At 60.8% G+C, this 16,425-nt stretch carries 17 protein-coding genes and 1 tRNA gene; 15 read left to right on the forward strand and 3 right to left on the reverse strand.

The window, feature by feature from the left end:
- The 3 genes from HGEM_RS00980 to HGEM_RS00990 all read left to right on the forward strand — a co-directional run.
- Positions 1-673, forward strand: a 673-nt coding sequence (locus HGEM_RS00980; protein ID WP_035100507.1) for an aconitase X, incomplete at its 5' end; no start/stop codon positions are given.
- Positions 673-1,116 carry an aconitase X swivel domain-containing protein gene (locus HGEM_RS00985; RefSeq protein ID WP_019127527.1) on the forward strand — a complete coding sequence of 148 codons (444 nt, stop codon included), beginning with the start codon at positions 673-675 and terminating at the stop codon, positions 1,114-1,116. The genes HGEM_RS00980 and HGEM_RS00985, both read left to right, overlap by 1 nt.
- A gap of 69 nt (positions 1,117-1,185) precedes the next feature.
- Positions 1,186-1,725, forward strand: coding sequence for a hypothetical protein (locus HGEM_RS00990; RefSeq protein ID WP_154646786.1), 540 nt, complete (start codon positions 1,186-1,188; stop codon positions 1,723-1,725).
- Between the two features lie 69 nt (positions 1,726-1,794).
- Here HGEM_RS00990 and HGEM_RS00995 read toward each other — a convergent pair whose 3' ends face one another.
- Positions 1,795-2,427, reverse strand: a complete 633-nt coding sequence (locus tag HGEM_RS00995) for a TetR/AcrR family transcriptional regulator (RefSeq protein WP_019127529.1) — start codon at positions 2,425-2,427, stop codon at positions 1,795-1,797.
- Positions 2,428-2,588: 161 nt separating this feature from the next.
- Between HGEM_RS00995 and HGEM_RS01000 the strand changes: the two genes are divergently transcribed.
- Positions 2,589-2,664: transfer RNA gene (locus HGEM_RS01000), tRNA-Arg, on the forward strand.
- A gap of 207 nt (positions 2,665-2,871) precedes the next feature.
- Here HGEM_RS01000 and HGEM_RS01005 read toward each other — a convergent pair.
- A complete protein-coding gene (locus HGEM_RS01005; protein ID WP_019127530.1) occupies positions 2,872-3,981 on the reverse strand; it encodes a YitT family protein in 1,110 nt (369 codons plus the stop codon).
- Between the two features lie 86 nt (positions 3,982-4,067).
- Positions 4,068-4,787, reverse strand: coding sequence for a GntR family transcriptional regulator (locus HGEM_RS01010; protein ID WP_019127531.1), 720 nt, complete (start codon positions 4,785-4,787; stop codon positions 4,068-4,070).
- A 210-nt stretch (positions 4,788-4,997) separates the two neighbouring features.
- On the opposite strand from HGEM_RS01010, the gene HGEM_RS01015 reads away from it, so the two are divergent.
- The 11 genes from HGEM_RS01015 (at position 4,998) to metA (ending at position 16,420) form a co-directional block, all read left to right on the forward strand.
- On the forward strand, positions 4,998-5,990 hold the full coding sequence (locus HGEM_RS01015; RefSeq protein ID WP_019127532.1) for an SIS domain-containing protein: 993 nt from the start codon (positions 4,998-5,000) through the stop codon (positions 5,988-5,990).
- Positions 5,991-6,191: 201 nt separating this feature from the next.
- The gene (locus HGEM_RS01020; RefSeq protein WP_019127533.1) at positions 6,192-6,641 is read left to right on the forward strand and encodes a PTS sugar transporter subunit IIA; all 450 of its coding nucleotides are present in this window, start codon (positions 6,192-6,194) and stop codon (positions 6,639-6,641) included.
- On the forward strand, positions 6,638-7,129 hold the full coding sequence (locus tag HGEM_RS01025; RefSeq protein ID WP_019127534.1) for a PTS sugar transporter subunit IIB: 492 nt from the start codon (positions 6,638-6,640) through the stop codon (positions 7,127-7,129). Before HGEM_RS01020 ends, HGEM_RS01025 begins: the two co-directional genes overlap by 4 nt.
- A 69-nt stretch (positions 7,130-7,198) precedes the next feature.
- Positions 7,199-8,002 (forward strand): PTS mannose/fructose/sorbose/N-acetylgalactosamine transporter subunit IIC, encoded by an 804-nt coding sequence (locus HGEM_RS01030; protein WP_019127535.1) that lies wholly within the window; start codon positions 7,199-7,201, stop codon positions 8,000-8,002.
- A 14-nt stretch (positions 8,003-8,016) separates the two neighbouring features.
- Positions 8,017-8,844 carry a PTS system mannose/fructose/sorbose family transporter subunit IID gene (locus tag HGEM_RS01035; protein ID WP_019127536.1) on the forward strand — a complete coding sequence of 276 codons (828 nt, stop codon included), beginning with the start codon at positions 8,017-8,019 and terminating at the stop codon, positions 8,842-8,844.
- A gap of 139 nt (positions 8,845-8,983) precedes the next feature.
- A complete protein-coding gene (locus HGEM_RS01040) occupies positions 8,984-9,967 on the forward strand; it encodes an SIS domain-containing protein (RefSeq protein ID WP_019127537.1) in 984 nt (327 codons plus the stop codon).
- A gap of 105 nt (positions 9,968-10,072) precedes the next feature.
- The gene (locus HGEM_RS01045; RefSeq protein WP_035100512.1) at positions 10,073-10,702 is read left to right on the forward strand and encodes an HAD family hydrolase; all 630 of its coding nucleotides are present in this window, start codon (positions 10,073-10,075) and stop codon (positions 10,700-10,702) included.
- Positions 10,703-10,823: 121 nt separating this feature from the next.
- A complete protein-coding gene (locus HGEM_RS01050) occupies positions 10,824-11,546 on the forward strand; it encodes a GntR family transcriptional regulator (protein WP_019127539.1) in 723 nt (240 codons plus the stop codon).
- A gap of 10 nt (positions 11,547-11,556) precedes the next feature.
- The gene (locus HGEM_RS01055; RefSeq protein WP_019127540.1) at positions 11,557-13,554 is read left to right on the forward strand and encodes a RecQ family ATP-dependent DNA helicase; all 1,998 of its coding nucleotides are present in this window, start codon (positions 11,557-11,559) and stop codon (positions 13,552-13,554) included.
- 369 nt (positions 13,555-13,923) lie between these two features.
- Positions 13,924-15,042, forward strand: a complete 1,119-nt coding sequence (locus tag HGEM_RS01060) for a Gfo/Idh/MocA family protein (RefSeq protein WP_035100514.1) — start codon at positions 13,924-13,926, stop codon at positions 15,040-15,042.
- A gap of 430 nt (positions 15,043-15,472) precedes the next feature.
- Positions 15,473-16,420: a homoserine O-acetyltransferase MetA gene (gene metA, locus HGEM_RS01065; protein WP_019127542.1), complete on the forward strand. Its 948-nt coding sequence runs from the start codon at positions 15,473-15,475 to the stop codon at positions 16,418-16,420.
- Positions 16,421-16,425 lie beyond the last annotated feature (5 nt).

Below are 16,425 nucleotides of genomic sequence, written 5' to 3' on the forward strand. Positions count from 1 at the left end.
CACAAAGCGCCCCGAGGCGCAGCTCCTGGGTTCGGCTATCGGTATGAAGGTGATGGAGGACGTGCCGTATATCGTGGGGCTCGACCGGTGGCTGGGCGAGCTCGATGAGGACGCGCGCACGTATCTGAAGGATTTCGGCGCAGCTACGGCATCAAACGGTGCGGTGGGCCTCTACCACGTGGAGGGAATCACGCCCGAGGCGGTGCGGCAGGGCCGTGGCCTCGTTAAGCCGGGCGCCCGCACGTACGTGGTCGACGACGCCGAGCTCCAGCGTGTCTACGACAGCTACCCGGTGGTGTGGAAGAAGCGTGACGCTCGGCCCAAGCTCTGCTTCATGGGGTGCCCGCACATGAGCCTCAACCAGCTCGTCACGTGGACCGAGCGCATCGAGCAGGCGCTTGCGGAGCTGGGCCGCGACCGCGTGGTCATCCCGACGGTCTTCACGGCGGCACCCGCGGTGCTCAAGCGCTTCGGCGAGACGCCCTATGCCGCGCGCCTCAAGGCGACGGGCGTGATTACCTCTTATATCTGCCCGCTCATGTATATGAACAACCCGCTCTGCGCGAGCATGCCGGTTATCACATCGAGCAACAAGTTGCGCACATATACCACCGCGCGCTACTACACCGACGACGAGATTCTCGAGCAGATTACCAAGGGAGGCGAGCGCTGATGAAGACGTTTATAGGGCGTGTGATTTCACCCGGAGAGACCACGGCAGAGGCCGTGGTGACGCACGGCGGGCTCAACACGCTGGCGTCGTTCCAGAAGGCGCTGCAATTTGGCGATAAGAAGGCCACGTGCGGCGACCAGAACAATCCGGATCTTTACGGCAAGCAGATGGCGGGCCGCGCGCTCTGCCTGCCGCAGACCATCGGTTCCACCACGGGCGGCCTCGTGCTGTACTGCGCATGCGCCATGAAGCGCCAGCCTGCCTGCATGCTGTTCTCGGAGCCCATCGATTCGTTGGCGGCGGCGGGCGCCGTGCTCGCCGACGTATGGTTGGACGATGTATCGATGCCGGTCATAGATAGCCTGGGCGATGAGTTTTTGAGTTACGTGCAGGACGGTATGGCAGTGACCGTGCGCGAGGGCGGCGTAGTTGAGGTTGGCTAGGCCGAGCTTTACGGGGCAGGGGGTAGGCCTCTGCCCCGTTTTGCTGTGCCGGTGAAAGGGGCGGTAACGGTGGACCCGCGTTTGATAGTGCTCATGGTGATGGGCGTCGCACTGCTCGCGTGGGTTGTCTTCTGCGGCGTCATGGCTGTTCGGCGCCTGCGGAGCTCCGCGTCGCGCTCTGGTCTTGTGGCGCAGGCGACGTGCGATACGTGTGGGGCGCGGTTCGACGTGGATGCTGCCGAGCTTGCGCGAACCTTCGTCTCGAAGTCGCGAAGCGTTACCAAGACGAGGCGCCGTGGCGCAGCTCTTGTTGATGAGCCAAGGTATCAGCGTTTTTCCAAGAAGGTGTGGTGCCCGCATTGCGGCGCGCAAAGATGGGCGAACATAGAGAATGTCAACGAGCTCAATGAGCGGCTTCGTCCCGAGCTCATGCGCGTGGGCATACGATGCTTGCTGGTGATGGCGGTGGGCGGATTCATCATCTTGGGCGCGGCTTCGGTGGCAATGGGCTTTGCCGACCGTGCCGCCGAGGCACGCGTTGAAGAGGCGCGCCAGCAGCAGAGGGATGCGCTCATGGAGCACTACGATAGCCTGCGGGACGCCGATTGACGTTGGCGCCACCCGCGCTAGGATAGGCGTGGGCTGCCGGCCGCGATGGGGCTCGGCGGCAGCGGCATGCTAGTGCTCGGGCCGGCGGTCCTTGTACTTCTCGGTATAGCCCTCGATATGCAGCGTGCAGGCGATGATGTCTTTGATGACGGGCTCCGGCACGTCCTTATGCGAGCGAATGTAGAGGATGAGCCCGCTGATGAGCACGTAGAACGTTTCGTAGACGTTATCGATGAGGACCTCGTGGTACCGCGCGAAGTCAACGACGGTCGATTCGCATATGTAGCGCGCGCAGCGTTCCGCCACGCGGTTCACGAACGTGGTATAGAGCACGGCGTCCCCGCCCTCGGTGATAGAGCCCGAGATACCGGGCATTTCGAGGACGAGCGTTTTGAGCAGATGGGAGATGCCGTCGAGGGCGCCTTCGATATCGCCGAAGGTGCGTCCTTCGTTCCAGCTGCGGAGGCGTGCGATGAAGGCGTCGATGGTGTAGTCGAGCGCGGACTCGAGGGCGACCTCTTTGCTGGGGAAGTAATGGTAGAAAAGCGAACGCGCGCAACCAACGCGGGAGGTGACGTTGGAGACCGAGAGCTTGCCGATGCCTTCGGCGGAGCAGACATCGATGACCGCCTGAAGAATCTCTTCGCGGCGCACCTCGTGCGAATGGCGTGCCTGGCGCGCGTGGCCGGGGCTCTCTGCCATGGGCTAACTCCTTCTTCGCTGAATTTGCTGCATCTTTGATTGTTGAGCAATATTGACAAAACGTCAATGCATAATCGGTGACAGTTGTCATGGGTGGCCGGGTTGGATGATCTGCGCGACGCGCCCATGCGCAGGCGGTTTCTGCTAGACTTTACCTACTTGCCTCCGTAGCTCAGGGGATAGAGCACCGCTCTCCTAAAGCGGGTGTCGACGGTTCGAATCCGCCCGGGGGCACCAGCGTATAAGGCGGCGTCGCGCGAGCGGCGCCGCTTCTGGTTTTGAGGCGGCCGCACGGCGGATTCGGGCCGCCGGCACCCGCCCGCCATCTTCCCCGCGGGTGTCGTTTTCGAATCCGCCCGGGGGCAGGCGCATCCGGCGGCGTCGCGCGAGCGGCGCCGCTTCTGGTTTCGAGGGGCCGCACGGCGGATTCGGGCCGCCCGTGTCCTATCCGTTGAAGTAGCGCCGCCGCGGCCTCGACGCCTCCCGCTCCACGTTGCTGCGCACGGTGTCGATAAACTCGAGCACGGGGTCGTTCTGCGGCGTGTCCTCGGCTTCGAGCGGCAATGGCTCGTCGGCGGGGGCGCGGTGGAAGTTGCCCACGAAGTTTTCGGTTTTGCACACGTTGATGACTGCATGGGGATCGATGTGCCGGACGAAGCGCACGATGTCATCGGCCTCATACGCAGAGACCACGGTCACGATGAAGTCGACGGGCTTTCCGCTGTAGCCGCCCTGCGCCTTGAAGCGCGTCGACCCATGGTGGAAGATCCGGCTGTAGGCTTTCAGCACAGCATCTCCGTGCTCAGTGGTAATTTGCAGCGTCACGCGGTCGTAGCGGTGGTAGAAGCTGTCGATCGTCTTCGTGGAAAGAAACTGGAAGATGATGGAGTACGCCGCATGCTCCCACCCGAAGATGACGCCGAAGATCGCGAGTATCGTGCAGTTGAACACGAATACGTACTGCCAGATGGTCTTTCCGGTGCGGTTCGACACCATGAGCGCGATGAAATCGGTGCCCGCGGTGGAGGCGCCGCTCTTGAGCGCGATCGAGATTGCTATCCCTTGCAGCACGCCGCCGAAGAGCACGCACAGGATGGTATTGTTGAGCAGCGGTTCGAAGGTACAGAACCTGAGGAAGGCGCTGGCGAGAAACACCTGCAGCATGGAGAACATCACAAAGCGCTTGGAGATGCTTCGCCAGCAGAGCATCGCGACGGGAACGTTGAGCACGATCATGCCGAGCGAGGTGGGAAAGCTAACTCCAAAGAGCTGCGTCACGCGGTCGATGAGGATGGCGAGCCCGGTGAATCCGCCGGAAAGCAGGTTGGCCGGATTAACGAACGCCTGAATAACGAATGCTTGCAGCAGCGCGGAGCAAAAGACGCAGCAGAGGGTAACGAAGCGGCGGATGGCAACATAGCGCCCCAGCCGTTTTATGCGCGCGGAACGCTGGCTGTCCCATGCGCGCGATCCATCGGGAAGGGAAGGAGGTTCGGCGGCAGCCGCCTCCGATGCCTCCGCCGCCGGCTCATGTTCCGATGTGGGCATGTCCATATCTTGTTCCTCAACTCATTCGTGGCCCCGAGCGTTCACGGGCCTATTGTGGCATCCCGCACGGCGCGGCGGCCGCCATTTTGAAACTAGATAGGCTCAACATATTTCGCGCGATCGGTGCGCATCACGCGCTTGGACACGTGGAGGGGAGCACCGTCGGAATCCTGCACAAAGTCGATGACGAGCATCAGGGCGTCGCCACGCTTCACGTCGAGGAGAAACGCTTCGGCAGGCGTGGCATAGCAGACTTCAAAGGTCTTATGGCCGCGTCCGGGCAGTTCATGGAAGCGCTCGCGAAGCGCTTGATAGAGCGAGCCTTCGGTGGTTTCGTCGATGAGTTCGGCGAAGCGTGACGGCAGATACGTGGTCTCAACGCAGAACGGCTCGTTGTCCACGTACCTCAACCGCGTGAGCTTCACCGCGTCTTCGCCAGCCGCGATGTGCAGGAACGAGGCCACGCCTCCAGGCGTCGCAGAGAGCGCGGCGTCGACTACCTTGGTGGTTACCGTGCTGCCTTGGCGCTCCATCATGGCCGTAAAGCTCGAGAAGAGCAGGTCGTTGGCATGGGAATGCACATCGCTGGCAACAAAGGCCCCCTTGCCGCGCTCTTTTTGGATAAGGCCCTCATCCACGAGCATATCGAGCGCCTTGCGAACGGTGCTGCGGCTGAGTCCAGTGTCTTCTTGCAGCTCTGCTTCGGAGGGGATCTTCGCGTTGGCGGCATAGGATCCTGTGAGGATGCGGGTTCGAAGCGTGTCGGCGAGCTGGCGATAAAGTGGAGTGCTGGCCTTCTCCCGAATCTGCATGCATGCTCCATCCAACTTATTACGTACTTGTATGCATGATTGTAGATGATGGGAACGGTGGTTTCCAGCGTCTAAACAAGATACATGAGCTTAAGTGTTTTGCTCTGCAGCGCATTCTTGCTCTCATCCATCCGGCTTGCTATAGTGGTCACACTTGTATTCGACTTGTATTTATATTGATGAAATCAAGAAAGGAAGAGGAGTATAAGTATGACAACTAGGGAACAAGTTTCTGACATCATCAAAAACGTGCTTGCGGACAGGAGCGCTTCGGGCGGAATTAGGCGCGTGGTGTGGATTGGTGCCGGCGGATCGAACGGCGGCAACTATCCGGCGCAGTATTTCATGGAGCATGAGGCGCGGGATATCGTTTCGGCGATGTACACGAGTAGCGAGTTCGTCTACGCGACGCCCGGGTACGTGGATGCTTCGACGCTCGTTGTGGCGGTCTCGATGCGCGGAACGGCCGAGACCATCGAGGCGGCGCGCGTGGCCAAGAAGCGCGGAGCCGCGACCGTTGCCGTGTACGTTGACGAATCCGGGCTCACCGAGGTATGCGACTATAGGGTTCGCTACGATAGCCTTGCCCTCGACGAAAGCGACATGGCGCGCACTAATTCGGCCGTAGTGCTCATGATGGCCATGGAGCTCGTCCAGCAGACGGAAGGGTATGAGCAGTATAAGACGGCGATGGCGGCCTTCGATGTGGTCGATCCGATCTATCGCAAGGCGGTCGAGTACGCAACGCCGCTCGCTGCATCATGGGCAGAGCGCAATGCGAGCCGTCCCACCATCAACGTGATGGGCAGCGGCCCGGCATTCGCGGCGGCCTACGTGTTCTCAATCTGCAACATCCAGGAGATGCTCCAGATCGATTCGTGCACCATCAACAGCTGCGAGTTCTTCCATGGTCCGTTCGAGATTCTCGATAAGCGCACGTCGCTCTTCCAGCTGGTGTCGGTGGGGCGTTGCCGCCCGGTGGACGAGCGCGCGGTCGCGTTCCTCAAGCAATATGGCGGAGAGAATGTCTACATTCTCGATGGCAAAGAGCTCGGGCTCAACGATATTCCGGATAGCGTGTCCGAGTATTTCAACCACCTAATCTTCTCGCCAATCCTGAACAACGTGTACATGCGGGCGCTTTCGGCTGTGACGCGCAAAGACTACCTTACGCGTCGTTACATGTGGAAGGTCCCCTACTAATGAGAAATCAGGACAGAGGGATTTTTGCATTTGCTCAACAGGCGGGCCGTCCGGTGGGCGGCCCGTTCGTTTCGAAGCGGTAAACGGTTAGAATCCACCCGCAAACGGTCTTCTCAAGCTAAAAACAGACGAATATGATGTTTAGATAAGTCATGACTACTAAGACATCTATAATGACCATAACGACTAAGAGGAGGCGTGATGAATCAGTTAATTCTGGCATCGCACGGCGGGCTCGCCGAAGGCGCCCGCGACACGTTGTCGATGGTCCTCGGCGACGTGCAGAACGTCCACGTCGTCTCGCTCAAGCGTGATGACAAGGATCCCATCACCAAGGAGGTGGAAGCGCTCATCGACTCGTTCGACCCGGCGGATACGGTGTACGTCTGCACCGACATGCTGGGCAGCAGCGTTAACAACTCCATGGTCGAGCTCATGGGCAAGCGCAGCGACATCACGGTCATCAGCGGCATGAACATGCCCCTCGTGCTCTCGCTCGTCACGGCGACCGAGCCGGTGCAGGGCGCTGAGCTCGCCAAGCTTATCCGCGACGCGCGCCGCGGCCTGCGCAACTGCGCCGCGGCCTGCGCAACTGCGCCGAGGCCGAAGAGGAGCCGGCTGGTGCCGCTGCCGCCAAGCGCGCCCATGTGAATGCCGGGCCGGCCAACATTAAGCTCGCGCGTCTCGACTACCGCCTGCTCCATGGCCAGGTTGTGTTCTCTTGGATTAACACGGTCGGCGCGCAGCGCATCATCGTGGTGGACAACGACGCCGCCACTGACGACGTGAAGAAGGGCGCGCTGCGCCTTGCCAAGCCTTCGGGCGTGTATCTCAACATCTTCACGGTCGAGCGCGCACTCAAGAAGATGCCCAAGCTCAACACGCTCGGAGAGAGCGTCATGTTCATCTTCGGCAATGTGCACGAGATGCTGGAGTTCTGCCAGTCCTACAAGCTGGATGAAGTCAACTTCGGCGCTGCGGCCAACCACGACGGCGCGAAGCCCGTGGGCGGCAAGGACACGTCGGTCTTCCTCGACGATGCCGAGATCGCCGATGCCAAGAAGCTCCTAGAGCTCGGCGTCAAGATCTACGAGCAGCAGACTCCCACGCAGCCGCGCACGGATATCACAGAGCTCTAGGGCCCCGCGTACTTGGCAACAACTCCCGCAAGGGATTAGCTGCATCCAATCATCTGAAAGGAGAAGGTTATGGATACGCTCGTAAGTGCGGTGCTCGTCGGCCTCGTCGGCGTGTTCTGCATGATGGACTCGCGCCTGCTCGGCCGCCTCAACTTTGAGCAGCCCCTGATCGGCGCGACGCTCGTGGGTGTGGTGCTGGGCGATGTTCCCACCGGCCTTGCTGTTGGCGCCGCCACCGAGCTGGTGAGCATGGGCCTCGTTCAGGTTGGTGCCGCCGTTCCGCCCGATATGGTGCTCGGTGGTATCGTGGCCGCGGCCTTCGCGTGCCTCACCGGCGCCTCTGCCGAGACGGCTATGACCATCGCCATCCCGGTCGCGGTGCTCGGCCAGCTTTTGGGCATCGTGTTCCGCTCCATCATCGTTGTGCTCGGTCACGTTGCCGATGACGCCATCGAGAAGGCGCAGTTCAAGAAGGCCCGCTCGATGCACATCGTCTTCGGCACCATCCTGTACTCGCTCATGTACTTCCTGCCGATCTTCGTTGCCGTCTATGTGGGCACCGACGTTGTGCAGGCGGTCGTGAACATGATTCCCGCTTGGGTCACCAACGGCCTCAACACCGCCAGCCAGCTGCTTACCGCCTACGGTCTTGCGCTGCTGCTCTCGATGATGCTCAACAAGGGCATGACGGTCTACCTGATCCTCGGCTTCATGCTCGCTTCGTACCTCGGCCTTTCCGTCACCGCCGTCGCGATCTTCGGCGTGATCCTCGCCATCATTCTCGTGAGCCTGCGCTTCCGCGGCGGTTCCGAGCTTGCCGTCGAGGGCGGGGCAGCCTCCGATTACGATCCGCTTGAAGACGACGACGAGTAAGGAGGAATGGAACAATGGCAACGAAAGATGTTTCGCTGAATAAGAAGATCTGGCAGTTCTTCTGGCGCTCCTGGGCCATCCAGGACTCCTGGAACTACGAGCGCCAGATGAATCTGGGCTTCCTCTATGGCATGGCGCCGACGCTCGACCGCTGCTATCCGGATGAGTCCGACCCCGTGCAGCTCGAGCGCAAGAAAGACGCGTACCGTCGTCACATGGCGTTCTACAACTGCACCCCGCAGACGAGCGCCTTCGTTCTCGGCCTTTCCGCCTCTATGGAGGAGGAGTATGCCGAGGATCCCAAGAGCCTCAACCCCGACACCATCAACGCCATGAAGACGGCACTCATGGGCCCGCTTTCGGGCATCGGTGACTCGTTCTTCCAGGGAACGATCCGCGTTATCGCCTTCGGCCTGGGCGTCCAGCTTGCGCAGCAGGGCTCCCTCATGGGCCCGATCCTGGCCATGGTCATCTCGGCTATCCCCTCGATCCTCATCACCTGGTTTGCGGCGAAGATCGGTTATCAGGGCGGTCACCAGTACCTCGAGAAGCTGCAGAGCGGCAACATGATGGACAAGGTCATGTACGTCTGCGGCATCGTGGGCCTCATGTCGGTGGGCGGCATGATTGCGACGCTTATCGGCTCGACCACGCCGGCGACCTTCTCGGATGGTACGCTCGTCATCCAGGACATTCTCGATTCCATCATGCCCAACATGATTCCGCTGGCGCTTACCGGCGTTATGTACTGGCTGGTCAAGAAGGGTGTGAAGACCGGCTGGCTGCTTATCATCTGCATCGTGGGCGGCATCCTGCTCAACGTCCTGGGCATCCTTGCGTAACCGCTCGCGCATGGGCGCGGCGCGGCGAGTTTACGGCCGTGCCGCGGCCGCGAGCAGTGTATGGCGCGGAGACCGTAACGATGCGGGATCCGTATAGATCGGGGAGGTTGTCTCCCGAGAATAGAAAGGACTTTCTTTCATGTACGAGATCGATGTGAACCTGCCTAAGCAGATTGTGGCGGACGTGCTCTCTAACCACGAGATCGACAGCGTTGCGTTCGTCGGCTGCGGCGCGTCGATGTCTGAGCTCTACCCGGCCAAGTATTTCCTGGCCAACAACACGAGCAAGCTGAACGTTCAGATCTTCACCGCTAACGAGTTCAACTACGATGCCCCTTCGTGGCTCGGTGAGCATACCTTCGTGATTACCTGCTCGCTCGGCGGCGGCACTCCCGAGACCGTGGAGGCCAACAAGACCGCCAAGCAGGCGGGCGCTCCGGTGGTTGCCATCACCCATGCAGCCGGCTCCGCGCTCACCAAGGGCGTCGACCACGTGATCGTTCACGGCTTCGAGGCCAACTATGCTGCCAAGACTGAGAAGATGGGCTATGCGCTCGCGCTCGCGCTCGAGATTCTCCAGCAGACCGAGGGCACCGATCTGTACGACGACATGCAGGCCGGTCTTGCGGGCGTGTTCGAGTGCGCCGAGAAGGCCGCTCAGTCCGTGGGCAAGGTTGCCGAGGAGTGGGCTCAGGAGCACAAGAACGACGACTGCATCCACTTCCTGGCCTCCGGCGCGAGCGAGAAGGTCGCGTACTCCACCTCCCTCTTCCTCATGATGGAGATGCAGTGGATCAACTCCGGTAACTTCAACTGCGGCGAGTTCTTCCATGGCCCGTTCGAGCTCACCGACCCCGACCACAACTTCGTGCTCTTCATGGCCGATGGCAAGACGCGTGCCATGGATGCCCGCGCCCTCACGTTCCTGCAGCGCTTCGATTCGCGCTATGTGGTCATCGACGCCAAGGACTTCGGCCTTACCAGCTATGTGCCCTCGAGCGTTGCGACCTACTTCAACCCGTTCGTGCACACTGCCGTCATGCGCGTGTTCGCCGAGCACATCGCCGATGCCCGCCAGCACCCGCTGACCAAGCGCCGCTACATGTGGAAGCTCACCTACTAAAACTCACCAGGTAAAAGGTGGGTGTCATAGCGGCTTCATAGCCAATAGCTAGAGGGGCGGGTCTTCGGACGCGCCCCTTCTTGTGCAAGGATGTTTGGAGTGGTCATGGTTCGTGCGGTTCTTTTCGACATGGACGGCGTGCTGGTCGATACCGAGTGGTTCTACAACCGTCGTCGCTGCGCCTATCTGGAAGAGCATGGGTTCGTGTTCGACGAGATCCCGGATCTTTCCGGGTCGAATGAGACGGCTATCTGGGAGTTCTTCGTGCCGGATGACCCGGTGCGCCGCGAGGAGCTGCGGCTGGGATACCGGGATTACCAGAAGACGCATCCGGTTCCCTACGGTGAGCTGCTCAACCAAGATGCTAAACCGGTGATGGAGGAGCTGCATGCCCGTGGCGTGCTGCAGGCGATTGCGAGCTCATCGTATCGTTCGCTCATTAACGAGCTGGTGGAAATCGCCGATGTGGCGAATGTGCTCGACTACACGGTGAGTGGGCACGAGTGCTCCGCGTTCAAGCCCGATCCAGAGATCTACCTGCGGGCCATGGGTCAACTTGGCGTTGAGCCGGGTGAATGCCTCATTATTGAGGATTCGCCCCTGGGCATCGAGGCGGGCAAGCGCTCGGGGGCTCGCGTGCTGGCGCTGAAGCCGCATGAGGGCGTTCATCTCGACCAATCGGGTGCTGATATGGTTATCGATTCGCTGTGGGACATCCTTAACGAGCTCGGCTGAGAGCTTCGAACGGCGCGCTAGTTATGCAAAATGATTGTGTGAGGAGGCCTTTTTTCTAAAACATCATAGACGTTGTTATAGTTAAGACGTTATAGCTGTTTTGAAAGAGGGGTTATAGGGGATGGCTGGCTCCAAGGTGACGCCGCTGTATCAGCAGATCTTCGAAGAGCTAAAAGGTGCTATAGAGAGCGGGGAGTATGACCCCAAGGACCGCATCCCGTCCGAGCCAGAGCTCTCTGAGCGCTACGGTGTGAGCCGCATTACGGTGCGGCGCGCCATCGAGGAGCTGTGCAGCGAAGGTTACCTGGTTAAGCAGCAGGGGCGCGGAACGTTCGTGAGCATGCCCCGCATCAACCGGCGCCTTCTGCAATATGAATTTGCGCGGAGCTTCACGCAGGTGTGCGAGGACAACGGCATGAAGGCGGGGGCGCATCTGGTTAACCGCCTGATTGTGCCGGTTCGTTCCGAAGAGGCGCAGTTCCTCAAGTTGAACGAAGACGCCCTGCTCCTGTACTTGCAGCGCGTTCGCACCGCCGACGGTCAGCCCATCTTCGAGGAGAACATCTTCCTGCCCTACGTTGGCTACGAGTCGCTTCTGCACCGCTCCCTCGAGGACGTCTCCATCTTCAATTTGATCGGAGAGATTCACGGGAGCATTCCCGCGCATACGCCCCAGCGCACCATCGAGGCGGTGCGCGCGACGAGTGAGCAGGCATCCCGACTGGCGATTGCTGCCAACGACCCGCTGCTCTACCTAAACGTGCACTTCGCCGATGAACATGGCGAGCCGGTGTGCATCGGCCGACAGTATTATGTAGGGAGTCGGTACCGGTTCGTGCTCTAGGGGGCGAGCGTTGGCATATTCGCATCAGAGCGATGGGAGGGAGCCCTCGGCTTCGTATGCGCCGGCCGCGGCGCTCGATACGCTCAAGCGCTACTTTGGCTACAGCTCGTTTAGGCCGGGGCAGGAGCGCATGGTTTCCGCCATCCTTTCTGGCTGCGACGCGCTCGGCGTCATGCCCACGGGCGCCGGAAAATCTATCTGCTATCAGGTTCCCGCTCTCATGCTGCCCGGGCTTAACCTGGTCGTGAGCCCGCTCGTCTCGCTCATGGCCGACCAGGTGAGCGCGCTTAAGGCGGCGGGCGCACGCCCCTCATATCTCAATTCAACGCTTACGCCGGCGCAGCAGAACACCGTGCTCAAACGAGCCTCCGAGGGCTGGTACCAGATTATGTACGTGGCTCCCGAGCGCTTGGCCGATCCTCGCTTCCTCGCGTTCGCACGGGCGGCGGCGGGGCCGGGTGGAATTGGCATACCGCTCGTTGCCGTTGACGAGGCGCATTGCGTATCCCAATGGGGGCAAGACTTCCGCCCGTCGTACCTCGAGATAGCTTCGTTCGTTGCCGCGCTTCCCCAGCGTCCGGTGCTTGCCGCCTTTACCGCGACGGCAACGGAGCGCGTGCGGGCGGATATTTCCACGATGCTCGGCCTTCGTGCGCCGCAGACGGTCACGACGGGATTCGACCGTCCCAACCTTTATTTCGAAGTGCAGGAGCTGGGCGATAAGGCGAAGGCTGCTTGGGTGCGCGACTACGTGCGCTCGCATGCGCAGGAGAGCGGCATCGTGTACTGCGCAACGCGCAAGAAGGTGGACGAGCTTGCGCAGGATCTGATGCATGAGCTTGCGCCCCTGGGTGTTCGCGTGGGGCATTACCACGCGGGCCTTTCCATCGAGGAGCGCCGGGTAAACCAAGAGGGATTCATCACGGATGCGATTCCGGTAATCGTGGCAAAGAACGCCTTCGGCATGGGCATCGACAAGCCGAACGTTCGCTACGTCATTCATCTGAATGCGCCGGAAAGTATCGAGGCATATTATCAAGAGGCTGGTCGCGCGGGGCGCGATGGCGACCCGGCGGGGTGCGTGCTCCTGTGGAATGGCGCCGATTTCAATCTGCGGCGGCGGCTCATCGACCGCGATCCTGGAGACGTTGAGCTCGATGAGGGGCAGCGTGAGCAGGCCAAGCGCAACCGTTTCAGGCTGCTTTCCCAAATGGAGGGCTATTGCCGTACTACGGATTGCCTTCGAGCGTACATTCTTCGATATTTCGGCGAAGATGAGCGTGATAGGGAAGGGGCTAGCCCGGCTCCGGCGGGGGCGCGCGGCTGCGGCAATTGCTCGAACTGCCTGACGCCGTTCGAGGCAGATGATGTCACAGAGGCCGCACGCGCGATCATGCGCTTCGTTTCTCGACATCCGGGCCGCTTTGGAAAAGCGCTTATTGCCGACGTGTTGCACGGGGCGAATACCGAGCGCATTCGTTCGCTTCGCCTTGATAGCGATTCGGAATATGGAAAGCTCGCCGAACTGCCGATCGCACGCGTCAGGGACACGGTGGAGCAGCTTATTGGCAGCGGATACCTGACCGTTTCGATGGGGCAGTATCCGGTAATCGGCATGGGTGACTTAGGGTTAGCGGCGCTGAACAGTCCGGAGGAGTTCGCCTTCAGCATCAAGCGCCGCAAACGTGGGCGTGCTGGTTCCGAGCGGGCGCGCCGCGCGGTGGATTTGCTGCGCGACGAGGCGGCTCTCGACAGCAAGCCGCGGATCGGCGACGATGCCGAACTTTTCGAGCGGCTTCGTGCGCTTCGTCGTGAGCTTGCAGAATGGCGCGACGTGCCTCCGTACATCGTTTGCAGCGATAAAACGTTGCGCGGGCTGTGTCGCCAGCGTCCGGCGACGCGCGAGGAGTTGCTGGAGGTTTCGGGCATCGGCGAGCGCAAGGCGGATGAGTTTGGCGAGGCGTTCCTCAAAGCTATTTCGGAGTTCGAGGACGAGCACCGCGGCTAAGTGGCGCGCATTTTCAATTTAATACCTCCTCAGGTTTGAGAAAAGTATCCAAATGTGCGCTAAGTCGGTCTTTGATCCTGCGAAAACATGGGTGACGATTCTTCACATGCCTGGTAGACGGGCCATGGCACATGCTTCTACCAGCGCGGTGGACAATTCGCACGGAAGAAATGCAGGAAAAAAGACCGACTTAGCGCAAATTTGGATACATGGGGCAGGGGGCCGCACGGTGGGTGCGTTACAAGAGCTCGCTTTGCGGCAAACGCCGGCTTCATGCGGGTTTCAGCTGATACAATGGGGCCGTTTTTCACGGTAGCCGCATCTGCCCCTGCGGTCATCGCGTTCATCTCCGTGCAGAAGGAGGAGCACATGTCCGATCAAGTTGCCGCCCCGCTCGACGCCGCCGCTGCATCCGACGCTGCGTTCGCGCGTATTAGCTCGCAGCCGTTCCCCCAAGATATCTTCTTGGCGCCCCAGCTGCGCTGGGCGGTTATCGGCTGCGGTGTAATTGCAAACCAGATGGCGCAGGTCATGGCGCTCGCCGGGCGTCCGCTTGCGGGCGTTGCCAACCGCACGATCGAGAAGGCGCGGGCGTTTGCCGAGCGCTATGGCGTTGAGCGCGTGTACGAATCCTACGATGAGCTCTATGCAGACCCGAGCATCGATGCGGTTTACATCACTACGCCCCATAACACGCATATCACGTACCTGCGCCAGGCGCTCGCCGCGGGCAAGCATGTGTTGTGCGAGAAGTCCATCACGCTCAACAGCGCCGAGCTCGACGAGGCGCGCGCCCTCGCGCACGAGCACGGCGTGGTGCTTATGGACGCGACCACCATTCTGCACATGCCGCTGTACCAGGAGCTGGTGCGCCGCATGAACACGGGCGAGTTCGGTCGGATGAACCTGGCGCAGGTGAATTTCGGCAGCTTCAAAGAGTACGGCGACCTGACCAATCGCTTTTACAACCCCAAGCTTGCCGGCGGCGCGATGCTCGATATCGGCGTATACGCCCTTTCCATCGCACGACTGTTCATGGCAAGCCAGCCGAAGGAGCTTGTCTCGCTTGCAAATCGCAGCACGACCGGCGTGGATCAAACGAGCGGCTTCGTGACGCGCAACGCCGAGGGGCAGCTGGGCGTGTTCTCGCTCTCGCTCCACTCCAAGCAGCCCAAGCGCGCGATGATTAGCTTCGATAACTGCTATATCGAGGCCACCGATTATCCGCGTGCCGACCATGCGACCATCGTGTGGACGAACAACGGGCGCCGTGAGGAGGTTCGCGCTGGCGAGGAGGGCTACGCGCTGGCGTACGAGATCGCCGACCTCGAGGCGGCGGTGGCGGGTGATGCCGATAAGCTTAAGCTGCTGGACTACGCTGCCGATGTGATGGAGATCATGACGCGCCTCCGCTACGAGTGGGGCGTGTACTACCCCGAGGAGGCAGAGCTGGCGGCTGCCGCCGGTGTGGAGGCCGCGGGGGCGTAATTTCTGAGCAGGCTATAGGCGCGCATGGTTGGGACAGCTCCACGCGCGCTCTGGACAGGGCCGGGGGCGCGTTGCCGTCCTCGGCCCGTTGTTTTTCTTCGTTTGCGTCTTTTTGTGGCAGTTATTTCAGATATGAACGATTGTCCGGCGTACGAGGCTACAAAAGCAGCCCTTCAATGGGATGCAGGCTTTCGAATCCTGCGCTTTTGTTGCCAGCTGTCTGTCCAAGGCAGTGCAGCGCCTCCCTCTTTGCCGCGTGAATCGTTCACATCTGAAATAACTGCCACAAAATCGGCTTCTGACGAAAAAAGTTGCTCAACCGACTGCTTGACGGCCCGATGAACGCGTGAAAAGATTGAATTTCACGTTGCCGCGCGGCGCGTCTGGGCTCGCGCTGCAGTGCGAGCCCATTTGCATGTAAGGAGCACCCATGCCCATCCGCATCCCCGATGCGCTGCCCGCCACCCAGGCGCTCGAGCGCGAGAACATCTTCGTCATGACCGAGTACCGCGCGCTGCACCAGGACATTCGTCCTCTGCGCGTGCTCATCTTGAACCTCATGCCCACGAAGATCGCCACCGAGACGCAGATTATGCGAAAGCTGTCCAACACCCCGCTGCAGATCGAGGTCGAGCTGCTGCGCACGGTGAGTCACGAGGCGACGCACGTGTCCGAAGACCATCTGGAGACGTTCTATCGCACGTTCGAAGAGGTCGAGCATGAGCACTTCGATGGCCTGATTATCACGGGCGCGCCCGTTGAGCAGCTCGATTTCGAGGATGTGGACTACTGGCCCGAGCTTCAGCGCATCATGGACTGGTCGGTGGAGAACGTGCATTCGACGCTGCACATTTGCTGGGGCGCCCAGGCGGGGCTCTACCATCATTACGGCATCAACAAGCACGAGCTGCCGGCCAAGCTTTCGGGCGTGTACGAGCATTACCTCGTCAAGCGCTCGTCGCCTCTGGTGCGCGGTTTCGACGACCGCTTCTATGCGGTGCATTCGCGCTATACCGAGGTGCGCGCATCGGATGTGGAGGCGTGCAGCGAGCTTGAGGTGGTCGCGGCGTCCGAGGTGGCGGGGCTCTATATCGTGAAGAGCGTCGACAGCCGCCAATTCTTCGTGTTTGGTCATCCGGAGTACGATACCGATACCTTGCGGCTCGAATACGAGCGCGATGTGAAGCGCGGCATCGATCCGCAGGTGCCGGTGAACTATTTCCCCGGCGACGATCCCGCGCGCGAGCCGCTCAACACCTGGTGCAGCCAGGCGCAGCTGCTTTACACTAACTGGCTCAACTACTACGTGTACCAGACCACGCCGTACGACATCCGCCTGGCCGGCCGCATCGCCCGCGCCAAGGCAGGACTGGTATAAGGGCG

Source organism: Enorma massiliensis phI (assembly GCF_000311845.1).
Taxonomy (GTDB): Bacteria; Actinomycetota; Coriobacteriia; order Coriobacteriales; family Coriobacteriaceae; genus Enorma; species Enorma massiliensis.